Annotated in this window: 15 protein-coding genes and 2 pseudogenes; 15 read left to right on the forward strand and 2 right to left on the reverse strand. The window is 67.8% G+C overall.

All coding sequences use genetic code 11. The features are described 5' to 3' along the window. Window positions 1–274 precede the first annotated feature (274 nt). Window positions 275–484 carry a hypothetical protein gene (locus DIE06_RS31380; RefSeq protein ID WP_260433833.1) on the forward strand — a complete coding sequence of 70 codons (210 nt, stop codon included), beginning with the start codon at window positions 275–277 and terminating at the stop codon, window positions 482–484. Between the two features lie 79 nt (window positions 485–563). Here DIE06_RS31380 and ansP read toward each other — a convergent pair whose 3' ends face one another. Then, complete coding sequence (gene ansP / locus DIE06_RS31385) at window positions 564–2,054, reverse strand: L-asparagine permease (protein ID WP_124664757.1); 1,491 nt, start codon at window positions 2,052–2,054, stop codon at window positions 564–566. A 551-nt stretch (window positions 2,055–2,605) separates the two neighbouring features. On the opposite strand from ansP, the gene DIE06_RS31390 reads away from it, so the two are divergent. The 5 genes from DIE06_RS31390 (at window position 2,606) to DIE06_RS31410 (ending at window position 6,202) form a co-directional block, all read left to right on the forward strand. Continuing rightward, window positions 2,606–3,412, forward strand: coding sequence for a transporter substrate-binding domain-containing protein (locus tag DIE06_RS31390; RefSeq protein WP_124664758.1), 807 nt, complete (start codon window positions 2,606–2,608; stop codon window positions 3,410–3,412). A gap of 89 nt (window positions 3,413–3,501) precedes the next feature. Next, a complete protein-coding gene (locus tag DIE06_RS31395) occupies window positions 3,502–4,188 on the forward strand; it encodes an amino acid ABC transporter permease (RefSeq protein ID WP_124664759.1) in 687 nt (228 codons plus the stop codon). Then, window positions 4,185–4,835 (forward strand): amino acid ABC transporter permease, encoded by a 651-nt coding sequence (locus DIE06_RS31400; protein WP_124664760.1) that lies wholly within the window; start codon window positions 4,185–4,187, stop codon window positions 4,833–4,835. Before DIE06_RS31395 ends, DIE06_RS31400 begins: the two co-directional genes overlap by 4 nt. After that, window positions 4,822–5,571 (forward strand): amino acid ABC transporter ATP-binding protein, encoded by a 750-nt coding sequence (locus DIE06_RS31405; protein WP_124664761.1) that lies wholly within the window; start codon window positions 4,822–4,824, stop codon window positions 5,569–5,571. The genes DIE06_RS31400 and DIE06_RS31405 overlap by 14 nt, the downstream gene beginning before the upstream one ends. Before the next feature lie 100 nt (window positions 5,572–5,671). Then, window positions 5,672–6,202, forward strand: coding sequence for a GNAT family N-acetyltransferase (locus DIE06_RS31410; protein ID WP_124664762.1), 531 nt, complete (start codon window positions 5,672–5,674; stop codon window positions 6,200–6,202). 27 nt (window positions 6,203–6,229) lie between these two features. Here DIE06_RS31410 and gcvA read toward each other — a convergent pair whose 3' ends face one another. After that, a complete protein-coding gene (gene gcvA / locus DIE06_RS31415; RefSeq protein WP_124664802.1) occupies window positions 6,230–7,108 on the reverse strand; it encodes a transcriptional regulator GcvA in 879 nt (292 codons plus the stop codon). A 126-nt stretch (window positions 7,109–7,234) separates the two neighbouring features. Here gcvA and argH point away from each other — a divergent pair, with 126 nt between their 5' ends. The 9 genes and pseudogenes from argH to DIE06_RS31460 form a co-directional block, all read left to right on the forward strand. Then, window positions 7,235–8,668, forward strand: coding sequence for an argininosuccinate lyase (gene argH / locus DIE06_RS31420; RefSeq protein WP_124664763.1), 1,434 nt, complete (start codon window positions 7,235–7,237; stop codon window positions 8,666–8,668). Next, on the forward strand, window positions 8,662–9,555 hold the full coding sequence (locus tag DIE06_RS31425) for an amino acid ABC transporter permease (protein WP_124664764.1): 894 nt from the start codon (window positions 8,662–8,664) through the stop codon (window positions 9,553–9,555). Before argH ends, DIE06_RS31425 begins: the two co-directional genes overlap by 7 nt. Further along, window positions 9,552–10,355, forward strand: coding sequence for an amino acid ABC transporter ATP-binding protein (locus tag DIE06_RS31430; protein WP_124664765.1), 804 nt, complete (start codon window positions 9,552–9,554; stop codon window positions 10,353–10,355). Before DIE06_RS31425 ends, DIE06_RS31430 begins: the two co-directional genes overlap by 4 nt. A 95-nt stretch (window positions 10,356–10,450) precedes the next feature. Further along, a complete protein-coding gene (locus DIE06_RS31435; RefSeq protein WP_124664766.1) occupies window positions 10,451–11,284 on the forward strand; it encodes an ABC transporter substrate-binding protein in 834 nt (277 codons plus the stop codon). Between the two features lie 7 nt (window positions 11,285–11,291). Continuing rightward, window positions 11,292–12,164, forward strand: coding sequence for a polysaccharide deacetylase (locus tag DIE06_RS31440; RefSeq protein WP_124664767.1), 873 nt, complete (start codon window positions 11,292–11,294; stop codon window positions 12,162–12,164). Continuing rightward, window positions 12,161–13,075 carry a polysaccharide deacetylase gene (locus tag DIE06_RS31445; protein WP_124664768.1) on the forward strand — a complete coding sequence of 305 codons (915 nt, stop codon included), beginning with the start codon at window positions 12,161–12,163 and terminating at the stop codon, window positions 13,073–13,075. The genes DIE06_RS31440 and DIE06_RS31445 overlap by 4 nt, the downstream gene beginning before the upstream one ends. After that, window positions 13,072–14,460, forward strand: a complete 1,389-nt coding sequence (locus tag DIE06_RS31450; RefSeq protein ID WP_124664769.1) for an MmgE/PrpD family protein — start codon at window positions 13,072–13,074, stop codon at window positions 14,458–14,460. The genes DIE06_RS31445 and DIE06_RS31450 overlap by 4 nt, the downstream gene beginning before the upstream one ends. Further along, window positions 14,461–15,064, forward strand: a pseudogene (locus DIE06_RS31455) (winged helix-turn-helix domain-containing protein). Next, window positions 15,061–15,366 (forward strand): annotated as a pseudogene (locus DIE06_RS31460) (two-component sensor histidine kinase); the annotation flags it as partial. The pseudogenes DIE06_RS31455 and DIE06_RS31460, both read left to right, overlap by 4 nt. Window positions 15,367–15,703: the final 337 nt, after the last annotated feature.

Raw genomic sequence — 15,703 nt, forward strand, 5'->3', positions numbered from 1 at the left:
GCTCTGGCAGAAATGCTAACCCACGTTTGATTCCTCACGAGAGGCCAGCCCCTGCCACGCGGAGTCATACTGTCTAACATTGCCTTCAGCTTGAGCGGGGCATCCTGTCTCCATGGCGGAAGAGGTGTTCTCGGATGCCGACCCTGTTCACAGGAGGTCAGGATCATGAAATTCGTTATCCGTACCATCATGCTGGCGGCAGTCATCGTCCCCGCGTTCGCATCGGCAGCGCAATCGAACAGCAGCCCGACCCGGGCAGAAGTGCGCGCAGATCGTGCAGGTCGAGCAGGCCGGTTACAACCCGGCCCGCAAGGACATTCACTATCCGCAATCGATCCAGCAGGCCGAGGCACGCCTCCGGTCGTCGGAATCGACGCAGCAAGCCGATGCATCGGGCTATGGGCCGGCACCGGCGGCAGGCGGCGACGCCGGGGCTGCGGTCCCGGGCCATGCGGCGGCGCAACGGTTGTACGTGCATCATTGACGTCATGCGCGCGAGCGCGGGTCGACCCGCGCTCGATACGACTTGCCGGCACGGTCGCCGACTCGCGTAGCGCGCGGTGTCAGTCGTCTCCCTTCTCGAGCACGTTCTGCGTGAGCGTGACCGACGGAATCGTCGGCTTGAGCAACGCGCGGCGCGCGCGGCGGCTCAGCCACTTCCAGCCGGCCACGAGCAGCAGTGCGACCAGCGGGATCGACGCGATCGTCCACGTACCGTTCGGGTAGTCGAATGCCATCAGCACCAGCACGCCGAGGAGGAACAGCAGCGTGAGCCACGATGTCACGGGCGCGCCCGGCATCCTGAACGACACGTCGTCCACCTCGCCGCGGCGGACCGCGGCGCGGAACTTCATCTGGCACACGACGATGAAGCCCCACGTGCTGATGATGCCGAGCGACGCGATGTTCAGCACGATCTCGAACACGCTCGACGGCACGAGATAGTTGAGCAGCACGCCAACGACGTAGATCGCGACCGTCACGAGGATGCCCGCGTACGGCACCGATTGCGCGCTCATCCGCGCGAGGAACGCGGGGGCCGAGCCGCCCATCGACAGCGAACGCAACACGCGCCCGGTCGAATACAGGCCCGAGTTGAGGCTCGACAGCGCCGCCGTCAGCACCACCAGGTTCATCACCGAGCCGATCCCCGGCACGCCGAGCGCGCCGAAGAACGTGACGAACGGGCTCTGGCCCGCCTTGTACGCGCTCCACGGCAGCAGGCAGACCAGCAGCACGACCGACGCGACGTAGAAGATCGCGATGCGCCAGATCACGTTGTTGATCGCACGCGGCAGCACCTTGCGCGCGTCCTTGCATTCGCCGGCGGCCGTGCCGACCAGTTCGACGCCCGCGAACGCGAACACCACCCCCTGCACCAGCACCAGCGCCGGCATCAGTCCGTGCGGAAAGAACCCGCCGTTGTCGGTGATCAGATGCATGCCGGTGTCGTGGCCGGCGACCGGCACGCCCGTGCCGAGGATCACCGAACCGATCACGAGAAACAGCACGATCGCGGCGACCTTGACCAGCGCGAACCAGAACTCCATCTCCGCGAACCACTTCACGCCGATCAGGTTCATCGTCGCGACGATGCAGAGCGCGACGAGCGCGAAGATCCACTGCGGCACGCCCGCGAACGGCGCCCAGTAATGCATGTAGAGCGCGACCGCGGTGATGTCGACGATGCCGGTCATCGCCCAGTTCAGGAAGTACATCCAGCCTGCGACGAACGATGCCTTCTCGCCGAGGAATTCGCGGGCATACGACACGAAGCTGCCGCTGCTGGGGCGATGCATCACGAGTTCGCCGAGCGCGCGCAGGATCAGGAACGAAAACGCGCCGCACACCAGATAGACGATCGCGAGCGACGGTCCGGCAGCCTGCAGCCGGGCACCGGCCCCGAGAAACAACCCGGTGCCGATGGCCCCGCCGATCGCGATCATCTGCACCTGTCGATTGCCGAGGGTCTTGTGATAACCGGCTTCGTGCGATTCGAGCCAGCTGCGTTTGTCGGTTTCACCCGTGGTCGACGGTTCGGGAATCGATGCCATGGCTGCGTCCTCGTGCACTAACGTGATTGGATTCATCCCGATCGCGATACGACCGGGACCACCGGTACCCAGGACCCGGCGCGCTGCAGCGCGCAGGGTCGTCCTGATCGCGGTTCGCCGATCGTGGCGAACGGCACGGTACGTCGCGAACGTATTCAGCCGTAATTCCGATCACAAACAGCATGCAAATTTCGACTGGTCCTGTTCGAATCCGTGCATACGGGCCATCGCCATCACGCCGCCCGGCAATCGCCTTGCACCGCGTGAGCGACGCCGGAGGTCGGGAACCGGCGAGCATCGGTTACGCCAGACCCCGATTCGCGGAATGAACCAGTTGGTTAATTTGGTGCGTCGGCGCGCGCTGCGGATGGGCAACCGCTGCGGCCGGCGCCGGCTCATGCACCGAAATGGGGAATCCGGTCCGCCGGAATTTCCGTCCGGTGCCGGTGCGGCAAGCATTTCACGGCGATGGCCCGGTTTTTGCTGGAGTAGCCCTGGCCGCGCAACGGTTGCGCATCGCCCGACGACATACCAGACAAGGAAGATTCACCGTGAGCCCGACGACTCGACCGTTCCCCCGCCGCACCTGGCTGGCTGCGCTGATCGCAGCCCCCGTGATGGCGCTGTTCGCTGCCGCGCCGGCGCAAGCCGACGCGCTCGACACCATCGCGAAAAACGGCGCGCTGCGCGTCGCGGTGCCCGAAGACTATCCGCCGTTCGGCTCGGTCGGTACGGACATGCAGCCGCAGGGCTATGACATCGACATGGCCGAACTGCTCGCCAAATCGCTCGGCGTGAAGCTGAAGCTGGTGCCCGTCAACAGTGCGAACCGGATTCCGTACCTGACGACCAACAAGGTCGACATGGTGATCTCGTCGCTCGGCAAGACGCCGGAGCGCGAGAAGGTCATCGACTTCTCGAGCGCATACGCACCGTATTTCCAGGGCGTGTTCGGGCCGTCCGACATGAAGGTGAGCACGCCCGCCGACCTGACCGGCAAGACGGTCGGCGCTACCCGCGGCGCGCTCGAGGAGATCGCGCTGTCGCAACTCGCGCCGAACGCGACGATCAAGCGCTTCGAGGACAACAACGCGACGATCCAGGCATTCCTGTCGGGGCAAGTGCAGCTGATCGCCGCCGGCAACATCGTCGCGGCGGCGATTCTCGCGAAGAATCCGCCGCGCCGCCCCGAGGTCAAGTTCGTGATCAAGAATTCGCCGTGCTTCGTCGGCGTCAACAAGAACGAGCCGCGCCTGCTCGCGAAGATCGACGACACGATCGCGCATGCGAAGCAGGACGGCACGCTGGGCGCGATGTCGAGGAAGTGGCTCGGCCAGCCGTTGCCGGCCGGACTGTGACGGATCGCAGTGTCGCCTGATACCTTGCCGCGGCCGGCACCCACGGCGCGGCGGGTGTCGTTGTCCGAACCCGAATCTACCCACTTCCCATGAGCTACCAGCTTCAATTCGGCGAGCTCGCCGATTACGCCGGCGTGTTCGCGAGCGGCGCGGCGATCACGCTCGCGCTGACCGCGGTCGCGACCGCACTCGGCGTGGCGGTCGGCGTGCTCGGCGCGGCCGCGTACAGCGCCGACGCGCCCGCGGCCGTGCGGCTGCGCCCGCTGATCGGCGCGTACGTCGAGGCGGTTCGCAACACGCCGTTCGTCGTCCAGCTGTTCTTCCTCTTTTTCGGCTTGCCGGCGCTCGGCGTGCACATCGGCGAATACACGGCCGCGATCCTCGCGATGACGCTCAATCTCGGCGCGTACTCGGTCGAGATCGTGCGTGCGGGCGTCGCCGCCGTGCCGAAAGGGCATCTGGAAGCGGCGTCCGCGCTGGCGATGTCGCGCGCGCAGATGCTGCGCCACGTCGTGCTGCCGCAGGCGCTCGCCAAGGTGTTTCCCGCGCTGTCGAGCCAGATCGTGATCACGATGCTCGGTTCGGCGGTCGTGTCGCAGATCTCGGTGGCCGACCTGACTTATGCGGCCGGCTACATCCAGTCGCGCAACTTCCGCGCGTTCGAGACGTACTTCGTGATCACGCTCGCCTATCTGGCGATGGCGCTGCTGCTGCGCGCGACGCTCGGCTCGATGGGGCGCCGCCTGTTCTCCCGTCGCGTGCGAGGTGCGCGATGACCGATTTCACGTTCGGGCAGATTCTCGCGAATCTGCTGCTGGCCGCGCGCTGGACGATCGTGCTGTCGATCGTGTCGTTCCTGTCCGGCGGCCTCGTCGGCCTCGGGCTGCTGGTGATGCGCGTGTCGGGCTCGAAGGTGCTGCGCGGCGCCGCCAAGCTGTATATCGAGGTATTCCAGGGCACCCCGTTGCTGATGCAATTGTTCATCGTGTTCTTCGGCCTGCCGCTCGTCGGTCTCGACGTGCCTCCATGGGTCGCGGCCACCGCAGGGCTCACGTTCTTCACCAGCGCGTATCTCGCGGAAATCTGGCGCGGCTGCGTCGAGGCGGTGCCGAAAGGGCAGTGGGAGGCATCGGCGAGCCTGGCCATGAGCTACGTCGAGCAGTTGCGGCACGTGATCCTGCCGCAGGCCGCGCGCATCGCGATCGCGCCGACCGTCGGCTTCGGCGTGCAGGCCGTGAAGGACACGGCGCTGGTGTCGATCATCGGCTTCACGGAGCTGACGAAGGTCGGCACCGCGATCTCGAACGCGACGTTCCGGCCGTTCGTCGTGTACGGCCTCGTCGCGCTGATCTATTTCGCACTCTGTTATCCGCTTACCCGTTACGCGCGCACGTTGCAAAGGAGATGGCATGCCGCTCGTTGAAACCCGTGGTCTCGAAAAGAACTTCGGCACCCATCATGTGCTCAAGGGCATCGATTTCGCCGTCGAGCGCGGGCAGGTCGTCTCGATCATCGGCCGCAGCGGCTCGGGCAAGAGCACGCTGCTGCGCACGCTCAACGGGCTCGAGAGCATCGACGCGGGCACGATCTCGATCGACGGCGAAAGCGTCGATGCACGGCACGCGGACCTGCGTGCGCTGCGGCTCAAGGTCGGCATGGTGTTCCAGCAATACAACCTGTTTCCGCATCTGAGCGCCGGGCAGAACGTGATGCTCGCGCAGTCGGTCGTGAAGAAGGCGCACCGCCAGCAGGCGCGCGCGATCGCGGAGCTGATGCTCGAGCGCGTCGGCCTCGGCGACAAGTTCGACGCGTTTCCGGAGCAGCTGTCCGGCGGCCAGCAGCAGCGCGTCGCGATCGCGCGGGCGCTCGCGATGAAGCCGAGCGTGCTGCTGTGCGACGAAATCACGTCGGCGCTCGATCCCGAGCTCGTCGGCGAGGTGCTGGGCGTCGTCGAGCAGCTCGCGCGCGAGGACATGACGCTGATCATGGTCACGCACGAGATGAACTTCGCGCGTGCGGTGAGCGACAGGATCGTGTTCATGCACCAGGGCAGGGTGTGGGAGAGCGGCACGGCAGAAGACATCTTCGAGCGGCCGCAGACGGTGGAGTTGACGCGGTTCCTGGGCAGCGTCCGGAACACGGAAGCCGTGGCGCGCTGATTCGCCGTGCCGGCGGGGTGCTGACATCGTCGCCCGGATCGTCGACAATCCGGCGAGTGCGCCGCGCCCGCGCGCGCCAAGCCGCCCGAGAGACGCTTCCATGTCCGGACTATCCATCCGCTCCGCCAGCCTCGACGATGCGCAGGCGATCGCCGATTTTCACGTCAAGGTCTGGCGGCATACCTATCGCGCGCTCGCGCCGGCGCAAGCGCATGCCGTCCTCGACGAGCGCTATCGCGGCAGGACATGGCGGGACAAGCTCGCGTCGAACGATGGCGACCAGCTGGTGCTCGTGGCGGAAATCGACGGCACGATCGTCGGCATCGGCGCGGCCGGCGCGCCGTCGGAGCCGATCTTCGGCGGCCGTGGCGAGATCAAGTTCCTGTATGTCGACCCCGAATTCAAGCGGCGCGGCATCGGCCGCGCGCTGCTTGCGCGACTCGCAACGCATTTGCAGACGATGCGGTATCGCGGCGCGGCGTTGAGTGTCGTCAAGGGCAACGACGCCGCGCTCGCCTTTTATGCATCGCTCGACGGCCGCCTGGCAGGCGAATTCGTCGATCCGGGGCCGATCTGGCGATCGCACAACATCGTGATGGTATGGGACGACCTGGCGCGTCTCGTTACCTGAATCCGCCTGCTGCCGCGCGCTCGCGCGTCACGCCAGGCGCGCGCGCAGCCACGTCGTGAACGCGGTCACGAGCGGCGAATCGGCCAGCTCGTGACGCGTGACCAGATAGTACGCATGACGCGACGGCACCGCCGCGCTGAACGGCCGCACGAGCGTGCCGTCGAGCAGGTCGTCGCGTACGGAGAGGCTGTCGCCGAGCGCGACGCCTTGCCCGTGCACCGCGGCTTCGACGCCGATGTGCGCGTTGCCGATTTCCAGAATGCGGATGCCCGGCAGCTTGTCCGCGTTCGCTTCGGCCAGCCAGCGCATCCACGAGCCCGCGTGCTCGCAGAACAGCGTGCGTCCCGCGAGATCCTGCACCTTGCGGATCGCATCGGGCCCGTTCATCAACGCCGGGCTCACGACCGGGAACAGCGCCGGATGCGCGAGCAGCTCGACGCGCCGGTTCCGCCAGTTGCCTTCCCCGTAGCGAATGCAGACGTCGACGTCGGGCGAATAGGTCTCGCGATCGTCGTTCGACGGAATCACTTTCAGGTGGATCCCCGGATAGCGCTCGAGAAAATCGCCGATGTGCCGGGCGAGCCAGCGCGACGTCAGCGACAGCGGGGTCGACACGACGAGATCGCCGGCGGCCGCCGGCGAATCGAGCCTGACGGTGGCGTTCGCGATCATGTCGAACGCGGCGCCGACCGGTTCCAGCAACGCCTCGCCTTCGGGCGTGAGCTTCACGCGTGCTTTTGATCTGACGAATAGCGCGACGCCGAGCGTGCTCTCGAGAATCCGGATCTGGTGGCTGACCGCGCTCGCGGTCACGTGCAGTTCGTCGGCGGCGGCCGACACGCTGCCGCGCCGGGCGGCGGCCTCGAATGCGCGAAGCGGGTTCAGCGGAGGCAGGCGGTTGCGCATCGGCGGGCACGTCGCGGGCGACGGTGCTGAGAAAAATTTCATTAAAGCGGATTCAATTTCTCGCTACAACAAAAAAAATTGAATGCCTACAGTGAGGGCAATCCAACCGAGTCGAGGTCGACCGCAATGAGCCTTACCGAACCGATCGAGCGCCTGTGGGGCGGCCGCTTCCAGTCGAAACCGTCCGACGCGCTGCAGAACCTGTCGCGCTCCGATCCGAGTTTCTTCCGCCTCGTGCCGTACGACCTGGCGGGCTCCCGCGCCCATGCGCGCGAACTGAATCGCGCCGGCATCGTGAACGACGACGAACTCGCGCAACTGCTGGCCGCCATGGACGGCATCGCGCGCGACTACGCGGCCGCTGCGATCGCGCCGTCGCTCGCCGACGAGGACGTGCACACCTTCCTCGAGCGCGTGCTCACGCAGCGGCTGCCGGCGCTGGGCGGCAAGCTGCGCGCCGGGCGCTCGCGCAACGACCAGGCGGCGAACGACCTGCGCCTGTACCTGCGCGACAAGGCGCGCCAGCTCGTGCGCGGCGTGCTCGACCTGCAGGATGCGTTGATCGGCCAGGCGAGCCGGCACGTCGACACGGTAACCGCCGGATTCACCCACCTGCAGCCGGCGCAGCCGATCGTGTTCGGCCATCAGTTGCTCGCGCACGCGCAGTCGCTGTATCGCGACGCCGACCGCCTGGTCGACTGGGACCGCCGCGCCGCGCGCTCGCCGCTCGGCGCGGCCGCGCTCGCGGGCTCGGCGATCTGCGTGCGGCCCGAGCTGTCCGCGCAGGAGCTTGGTTACGACGCGCCGTGCGAGAACTCGATCGACGCGGTGGCCGCGCGCGATCACGTCGCCGAATTCGTGTTCGTGACGAGCATGCTGGCCGTGAACCTGTCCCGGCTGTCGGAAGAAGTGATCCTGTGGACGTCGCGGCAATTCCGCTGGGTGGAACTCGACGACGGCTACGCGACGGGCAGCTCGATCATGCCGCAGAAGAAGAACCCGGACATCGCGGAGCTCACGCGCGGCAAGGCAGGGCGCCTGATCGGCAACCTGACGGGCCTGCTCGCGACGCTGAAGTCTCTGCCGCTCGCGTACAACCGCGATCTCGCGGAAGACAAGATCGCGGCGTTCGATTCGATCGACACGCTCGAACTCGTGCTGCCCGCGATGGCGGGGATGATCCGCACGATGCGCGTAAACGTCGACGAGATGCGTCGCCAGGCGCCGCTCGGCTTCACGCTCGCGACCGAGGTCGCGGACTGGCTCGCGCTGACGGGCGTGCCGTTCAGCGAGGCGCACGAGATCACCGGCGCGCTGGTGCGCGCGTGCGAGCGGGACGGCATCGAGCTGGCCGACGCGAGCGCGGAACAGCTGCAGGCCGTCGACACGCGCCTCGCGCCCGCGGTGCGCGCGCATCTGACGCTCGACGCGGCCGTCGCCGCCCGCGGCGGTGCGGGCGGCACGTCACCCGCGCGCGTGCGCGAGCAGATCGGCCGCCTGAGCGACGCGATCGAACGCCAGGCCGCCTGGGCGGCCGACTACCGGGGGCCGTCATGCTGAGCGCATCCGAATCGAGCCGTCTCGACGGCACACCGCAGCCGGCCGCCCGCGCGGCGGACGATCTCGCCGGGCTCGTGCGCGTGCGCCGGCGCTACTGGGGCCGCTATGTCGCGTCGATCGCGATCATTGCCGCGCTTGCCTACGTGGCGGTCGCGTTCGCGCGCGGACAGATCGAATGGCGTGTCGTCGGCCAGTTCCTGACCGCACACTCGATCCTGACGGGGCTCGTCAACACGATCGTGATGACCATCCTCGCGATGACGCTCGGCGTCGTGCTCGGGGTCGTCACCGCGGTGATGCGGCTGTCGTCGAACCCGGTGCTCGGCGCGATCGCGCAGGGTTACATCTGGTTGTTCCGCGGCACGCCGGTGATCCTGCAACTGCTGCTGTGGTTCAACCTCGCGCTGGTGTTTCCGACGCTCGGCATCCCGGGCATCGCCGCATACCGGACCGTCGACGTGATGACGCCGTTCCTCGCGGCGGTGCTCGGGCTCGGCATCAACCAGGGCGCCTATACGTCGGAAGTCGTGCGGGCGGGGCTGCTGTCGGTCGACACCGGCCAGTACGAGGCCGCGAAATCGATCGGCATGGCGCGCCTGCAGGCGCTGCGCCGGATCATCCTGCCGCAGGCGATGCGCGTGATCGTGCCGCCGATCGGCAACGAGCTGATCGGCATGGTCAAGCTGACGTCGCTGGCGAGCGTCGTGCAGTACGCGGAGATGCTGCACAACGCGCAGAACATCTATTACGCGAACGCCCGCGTGATCGAGCTGCTGATCGTCGCGGGCATCTGGTATCTCGCGGTCGTCACCGTGCTGTCGCTCGCGCAGGCGCGCGTCGAGCGGCGTTTCGCGCGCGGCGCGGGCCGGGCGGCGGGCCGCAAATGAACGACACGACCCTCAACCATCGGGAGAACGTCATGACGAACGCGGTCGTTCGCGCGGTCGACGTACGCAAGTCGTACGGCGATTTCCAGGCGCTGCACGGCATCACGCTCGACGTCGCGCCGGGCGAAGTGCTGTGCATCATCGGGCCGTCGGGCTCGGGCAAAAGCACGTTCCTGCGCTGCATCAACCAGCTCGAGACGATCAGCGCCGGCGCGCTGTGGGTCAACGGCGAACTGGCCGGCTACCGCCGCGCCGGCGACCGGCTCCACGAGCTGTCGGAGCGCCAGGTCGCGCGCCAGCGGCTGGCCACGAGCATGGTGTTCCAGCGCTTCAACCTGTTTCCGCACAAGACCGCGCTCGAGAACGTGATCGAAGGCCCGGTGCAGGTGCTCAAGCGCCGCCGCGCGCAGGCGGAGGAGGAAGCGCGCGCACTGCTCGCGCGCGTCGGGCTCGCGCACAAGTGCGACGCGTTTCCGGTCGAGCTGTCCGGCGGCCAGCAGCAGCGCGTCGCGATCGCGCGGGCGCTCGCGATGCATCCGCAGCTGATCCTGTTCGACGAACCGACGTCGGCGCTGGACCCCGAACTCGTCGGCGAAGTGCTGGCCGTGATGCGCGATCTCGCGAAGAGCGGGATGACGATGATCGTCGTCACGCACGAGCTCGGGTTCGCGCGCGAGGTGGCCGACCGCGTCGTCTTCATGGACGGCGGCCGGATCGTCGAGAGCGGGCCGCCCGACCAGGTGCTGTCCGCGCCGACCCACGCGCGCACGCGCGAGTTCATCTCCGCCGTGATTGCATGACCGGGCCGGGCGCCCCGTTTTGCAGCGCCCCAACGACCGAGCCGTCGACGAGCGCGGCGTAGTCCCCATTACTCCACCATGACAAGGCGACACCCATGAAAGCATCCGTCCTGACCCGCACGCTGGCCGCCGTCGCATTCGGCGCACTCGCATTTCATGCATCGTTCGCCGCCGCGCAAGCCGCGAGCGCGAAACGCACGCTGAACGTCGCGATCGTGCCGAACTACCCGCCGTTCGAATACAAGGATCCGGCGACCGACAAGCTGGCCGGCTTCGACGTCGATCTCGGCGAGGCGCTCGCCGCGAAGATGGGCGCGAAACTGAACTGGGTCGAAACGAGCTTCGACCAGATGATGAGCGCGGTCGCGACGCAGCGCGTCGACATGATCCTGTCCGGCATGACCGACCTGCCGACGCGCCGCGACGCGGTGACCTTCGTCGACTACATCGAGACCGGCCCGCAGTTCTATACGCTGAAGACACGCGCGGGCGAGTTCGCGCAGATGGGCGCGCTGTGCGGCAAGCGCGTCGGCTCGAGCCGGCGCACGTCGTTCCCCGACAACACCACCGCGTGGAGCGCCGAGAACTGCGTGAAGGCCGGCAAGCCGGCGATCATCGTCGTCGGCACCGACGGCTCGTCGGACGCGCGGATGCAGTTGCGCCAGAACCGCATCGACGCGGCCGTGCAGGGCGGCGAGACGCTGCCGTACCAGAACAGCCTCGAGCAGAACGCGTATGCGCCGGTCGGCAAGCCGTTCCTGTCGCAATACACGGGCATCGGCGTCGCGAAGAGCAACACCGCGCTGAGCGGCGCGCTGACGACGGCGCTCAACCAGCTGATCGCGGACGGCTCGTACCAGAAGCTGCTCGCGAAGTGGGGGCTCCAGGAGCATGCGGTGGCGAAGGCGATGGTCAACGGCACCCACTGAGCGAGCGATGACGGACCTGGCTCCCCGCTGGCCGGACGCGAAGCGCGCGTGCGTCGCGCTCGCGTTCGATCTCGACGGCCCGACCGGCGACGCGATGCTGAACGGGTCGATCTGGCGCAATCCGGCGTATTTCACGCTCGGCAGCTACGGGCCGTGGCGCGCGCTCGGGCGGTTGCTCGACATGCTTGCGTCGTTCGGCCTGCCCGCGACGTTCTTCGTGCCCGCGTGGGTCGCGCGGACCTGGCCCGACCAATGCGCGGCGATCGTCGAGCGAGGCCACGAGATCGGTTATCACGGTGTCCGGCACGAAGCGTTCTGGACGCTCGAGCCGGGGCGGCAGCGCGAGATCATGGCGCAGTCGGCCGACGTCTTCGCCCGCACGCTCGGGGTGCGGCCGGTCGGGTTCCGCACGCCGTCCGGCGACTGGAGCGAGGCGACCGTGGCGGTGCTGCGCGAAGCGGGCGTGCGCTATTCGAGCTCGATGCGCGGCGACGACCGTCCGTACCTGCTGCCCGGCGCGGACGGCGAAGCGCCGCTCGTCGAGATTCCCGGCCGCTGGGAGACCGACGATTACGCGTCGCTTGCCTATCACCGCAACCCCGACTATCCGGCCGGGCTCGACCGGATCGCCGGCTACGCGGCGACGCTCGACAACTGGACGCGCGAATTCGACGGCATCTACCGCGAAGGGCTGTGCCTGACGACGCTGCTTCATCCGAAAGTCTGCGGGAAGCCGGGGCGCATCGCGCTGCTGGAGGCCTGGCTCGGCCACATGTGCGCGCAGGATGGCGTGTGGTTCGCGCGCTGCCGCGACGTGGCCGACTGGTGGCTCGCGCAGCACGCGCGCGGCGCGCAACCCACGCACCGGAGCACCCCGTGAACACACCTCGTGCCTGGCCGGGCGGCGCGCGATGCGCGGTCGCGATCACGGTCGACTTCAACGACATTCATGGCATCCAGACACGCGAGCCGCGCATCGTCGGCCGGGAAAAATCGCTGTCGGTGTGGCGCTACGGCGCGACGCGCGGCGTCGACCGGCTGCTCGCGGCGTTCGACGAATTCAGCGTGCCGACGAGCTGGTTCGTGCCGGGCCGCGTCGCGCAGACGCATGGCGACGCCGTGCGGGCGATCGCTGCCGCCGGGCACGAGCTCGGCGTGAGCGGTTTTCGCTGCGAGGATTTCGACGCGCTGCCGCTTGCCGCGCAGATCGATGCGTGCCGTGCCGGGCGGGCCGCGCTCGCGGACGCGACCGGACATCGCGCAGAAGGCTTTCGCTCGTTCACGGGCAACTGGGCCGACGGCTTTGCGGACTTTCTCGTGGCGGAAGGCTTCACGTGGTCGTCGTCGTGGCGCGGCGACGACTTGCCGTACCTGCATCCGCGCGGCGACGGACGCACGAACGAAAACGACCCGCGGCTCGTCGAGCTGCCGCTGCACTACGAACTCGAGGACGAGCCGTACTTCGAGTTCAACCTGTCGCCGCCGGTGCCGGCCGGTCAGCCGCGCATCGCCGCGTACCGTGACGTGCTCGACAACTGGCGGCGCGACGTCGACGGGTTTCGGCGCTTCGGGCTGTGCTGCGTGCTGCGCCTGCATCCGGAGATCATCGGCACGGTGGGGCGGATCGACCTGCTGCGTGCGTTGCTCGAGCACCTGCGCGACGCGGGCGACGTCTGGTTTGCGACCGGGCGTGACGTCGCGCGCTGGTGGCGCGAGCACGTGAGCGCCAACGAGCCGGGCCATCCGGTCGATGTATTTGCGCGCTGCGTCTCTGAGGAGTCGGCGCGATGACGATGGATCCCGAAACGCGCGCCACCCGGCTCGCGACGTTCGTCGCGCACACGCCTGCCGCCGCCGTGCCTGACGAGGTCGTCGCAAAGGCGACGCGTCATGTGCTCGATACGTTCGGTGCCGCCCTGGCTGGAACCTCGGCCGTCGAGACGCGCAGCGCGCGTGCGCTCATCGGCGCCGTCGCGCACGGCGGCGCGTCGCTGTGGGGCACGCAGTGCAGGGCAGGGGCGCGCGACGCCGCGTTCGTCAACGGGATCGCCGCACACGCGCTCGAGCTCGACGATGCCGGCGGCTGCGATCATTCGGGTGCCGTCGTGCTGCCGGCCGTGCTCGCCGCGCTGTCGTGCGCCGGCCGCCCCGTGACCGGCCGGGAATGCGTGACCGCAATCGTGCTCGGCTACGACGTCGGCCGGCGCGTGCTGGAAGCCGCCGGCGGCTACGCGGCCCACAACGGTGCCGGCTGGCACTCGACACTCAGTTGCGGCGTGTTCGGCGCGGCGGCCGCGAGCGCACGCGTGCTCGGGCTCGACGCCGCGCGCACGCGCGACGCGCTCGGGCATGCGGCAAGTTTCTCCGGTGGTCTGTGGGGCTTCATCCACGACGGCTCGCAGACGAAACGGCTGCATGCCGGCCGGGCCGCGGAAGGCGGCGTGCTCGCGGCGCTGCTGGCACGCGAAGGGGTGAGCGGCCCGGCCAGGGTGTTCGATGACGTATGGGGTGGCTTCTTCAACACGTTCGCCGCGCAATCGCAAGCGCCCGACGCACTGACCAACGGCCTCGGCGCGCACTGGAAACTGATGCGCTGCTCGATCAAGCCCCACGCGTCGTGCCGCAGCGCGCATGCGGCGGTCGACGCGGCACTGCAGCTTGCGGACGGCCGCACGTTCGAGGCCGGCGAGATCGAGCGGGTGGTCGTGCGGGCGAGCGCGTTCGTGGCCCGGATGTGCGGCGGGCGCGACCTGTCGACGCTGTCGTCGGCGCAAATGAGCCTGCCGTACGCGGTGGCGGCGGCACTCGCGTACGGCGACACGGGGATCGGCGTGTATCGCGACGACCGGCGTACGAATTCGCGCGTCACGGCGTTGCTCGCGCGTATCGCGATCGAGGTCGATCCGGCGCTGCGCGATCTCGACGAGCCGGCCGTGATCCTGCAGCGCGCGGACGGACGGCGGGAATCGCGTCACGTGCCGATCGCGCTCGGCGATCGGCGCAATCCGCTGTCCGATACGGCGCTGCTGGCGAAGTATCGCGCGCTGGCAGGCATGGCGCTCGAGCATGCGCAGGCCGATGCGTTGAGCGACACGTGCCTGTCGCTGGACCGGTTGGCCGACGCGCGGGTGCTGAACGCGCTGCTCGCGGGGGATGCGGAACGGTGTCGATCGTGATTGCTTGATGACTACACCGTCGATGTTGCCGAGAACGGCAAGATCGGATTGTTCCTCGCGCTGCATGAAAATTTTGACCTCGTCGTGCTCGACGTCATGCGCCCGGAGCTGAACAGATTCGAGGTGCTCAAGCGCCTCCGTGCGGAAAAGCAAACGCCCGTGCTGCTGCTGACTGCCCGCGAAGCAATCGAGGACATGGTTTGAGCTCGGCGCGGACGACTATCTGCTCAAACCGTTCGCCTATGCGGAATTTCTCGCCCGGATTCGCTCGTTGCTACGGCGCGCACCAAGGACCGCCCGGGACATCCTGCTCGTCGCCGACATGGAGATCGACCTGCTCAAGCGGCGCGTGCGTCGCGGTGACAATTGCATCGAGCTGACCGCGCAGGAGTTCGCGTTGCTGCAACTCCTGGCTGAGCGGGAAGGTGAGGTTCTGACACGTACTTTCATCATCTCGCAGATTTGGGACATGAACTTCGACAGCGACACGAATGTCGTCGACGCCGCGATCATGCGCCTGCGCGCCAAAGTCGACAATTCGTACGACAAGAAACTGATCCACACCATCCGGGGCATGGGGTACGTGCTCGAGGACCGTTCATGACGGAAAACGCGGCGCCTTACTCGCTGCTCACGCGGCTGACGGTCGCCTTCGCCATCGTCGCCGGTATTGCGTTTGCGCTCTCTGCCGCTTACCTGTATCGATCCCTGTCGACTGAACTGCAGCGGCGCGATGACACCGAAATCAGCGGCAAACTGAGTCAGTTTTTGCAGTTGGCTCACGCAAGCGGTTCGGCACGGAACATTCGGGCGATGCCGGCGGTGTTTCACGAAGTGCTGCTCTCGCATCCCGGTGTTTACCTCGGGATTTACGACGCGCGGAACAATCCGCTCGTCGAGAACACGGCCGTGCCGATCCGCTGACGCTCTCGATCAATGCGTTGATCGCGAACGGCAGCTACCGGAACGTACTCAGCCGCTGGAGTCTCGATGCGGAGGCGATCGACCGTTCGCAGACCAATCCGCCGGGATTGCCGAAGACGTGAGCCGGTAGGGCGGGGTGACGGGCGACGGGTGTCACGCACGGCGTGTGAAATGATCAGCAGGCGAGTGTGCCGAAGCGCGCGCGCCGCAAGCGGGAGACCCGTGCCCGCAAGCTGGACGCCGCGCTCAGAGCGATGGCCGAGAAGGGCATGGAGAGCGTCGCCATTAACGAATCCCGGAGGCCGCCGCCGTAGGATCT

Source organism: Burkholderia sp. Bp8998 (assembly GCF_003854235.1).
In the GTDB taxonomy this organism is placed as follows: Bacteria; Pseudomonadota; Gammaproteobacteria; order Burkholderiales; family Burkholderiaceae; genus Burkholderia.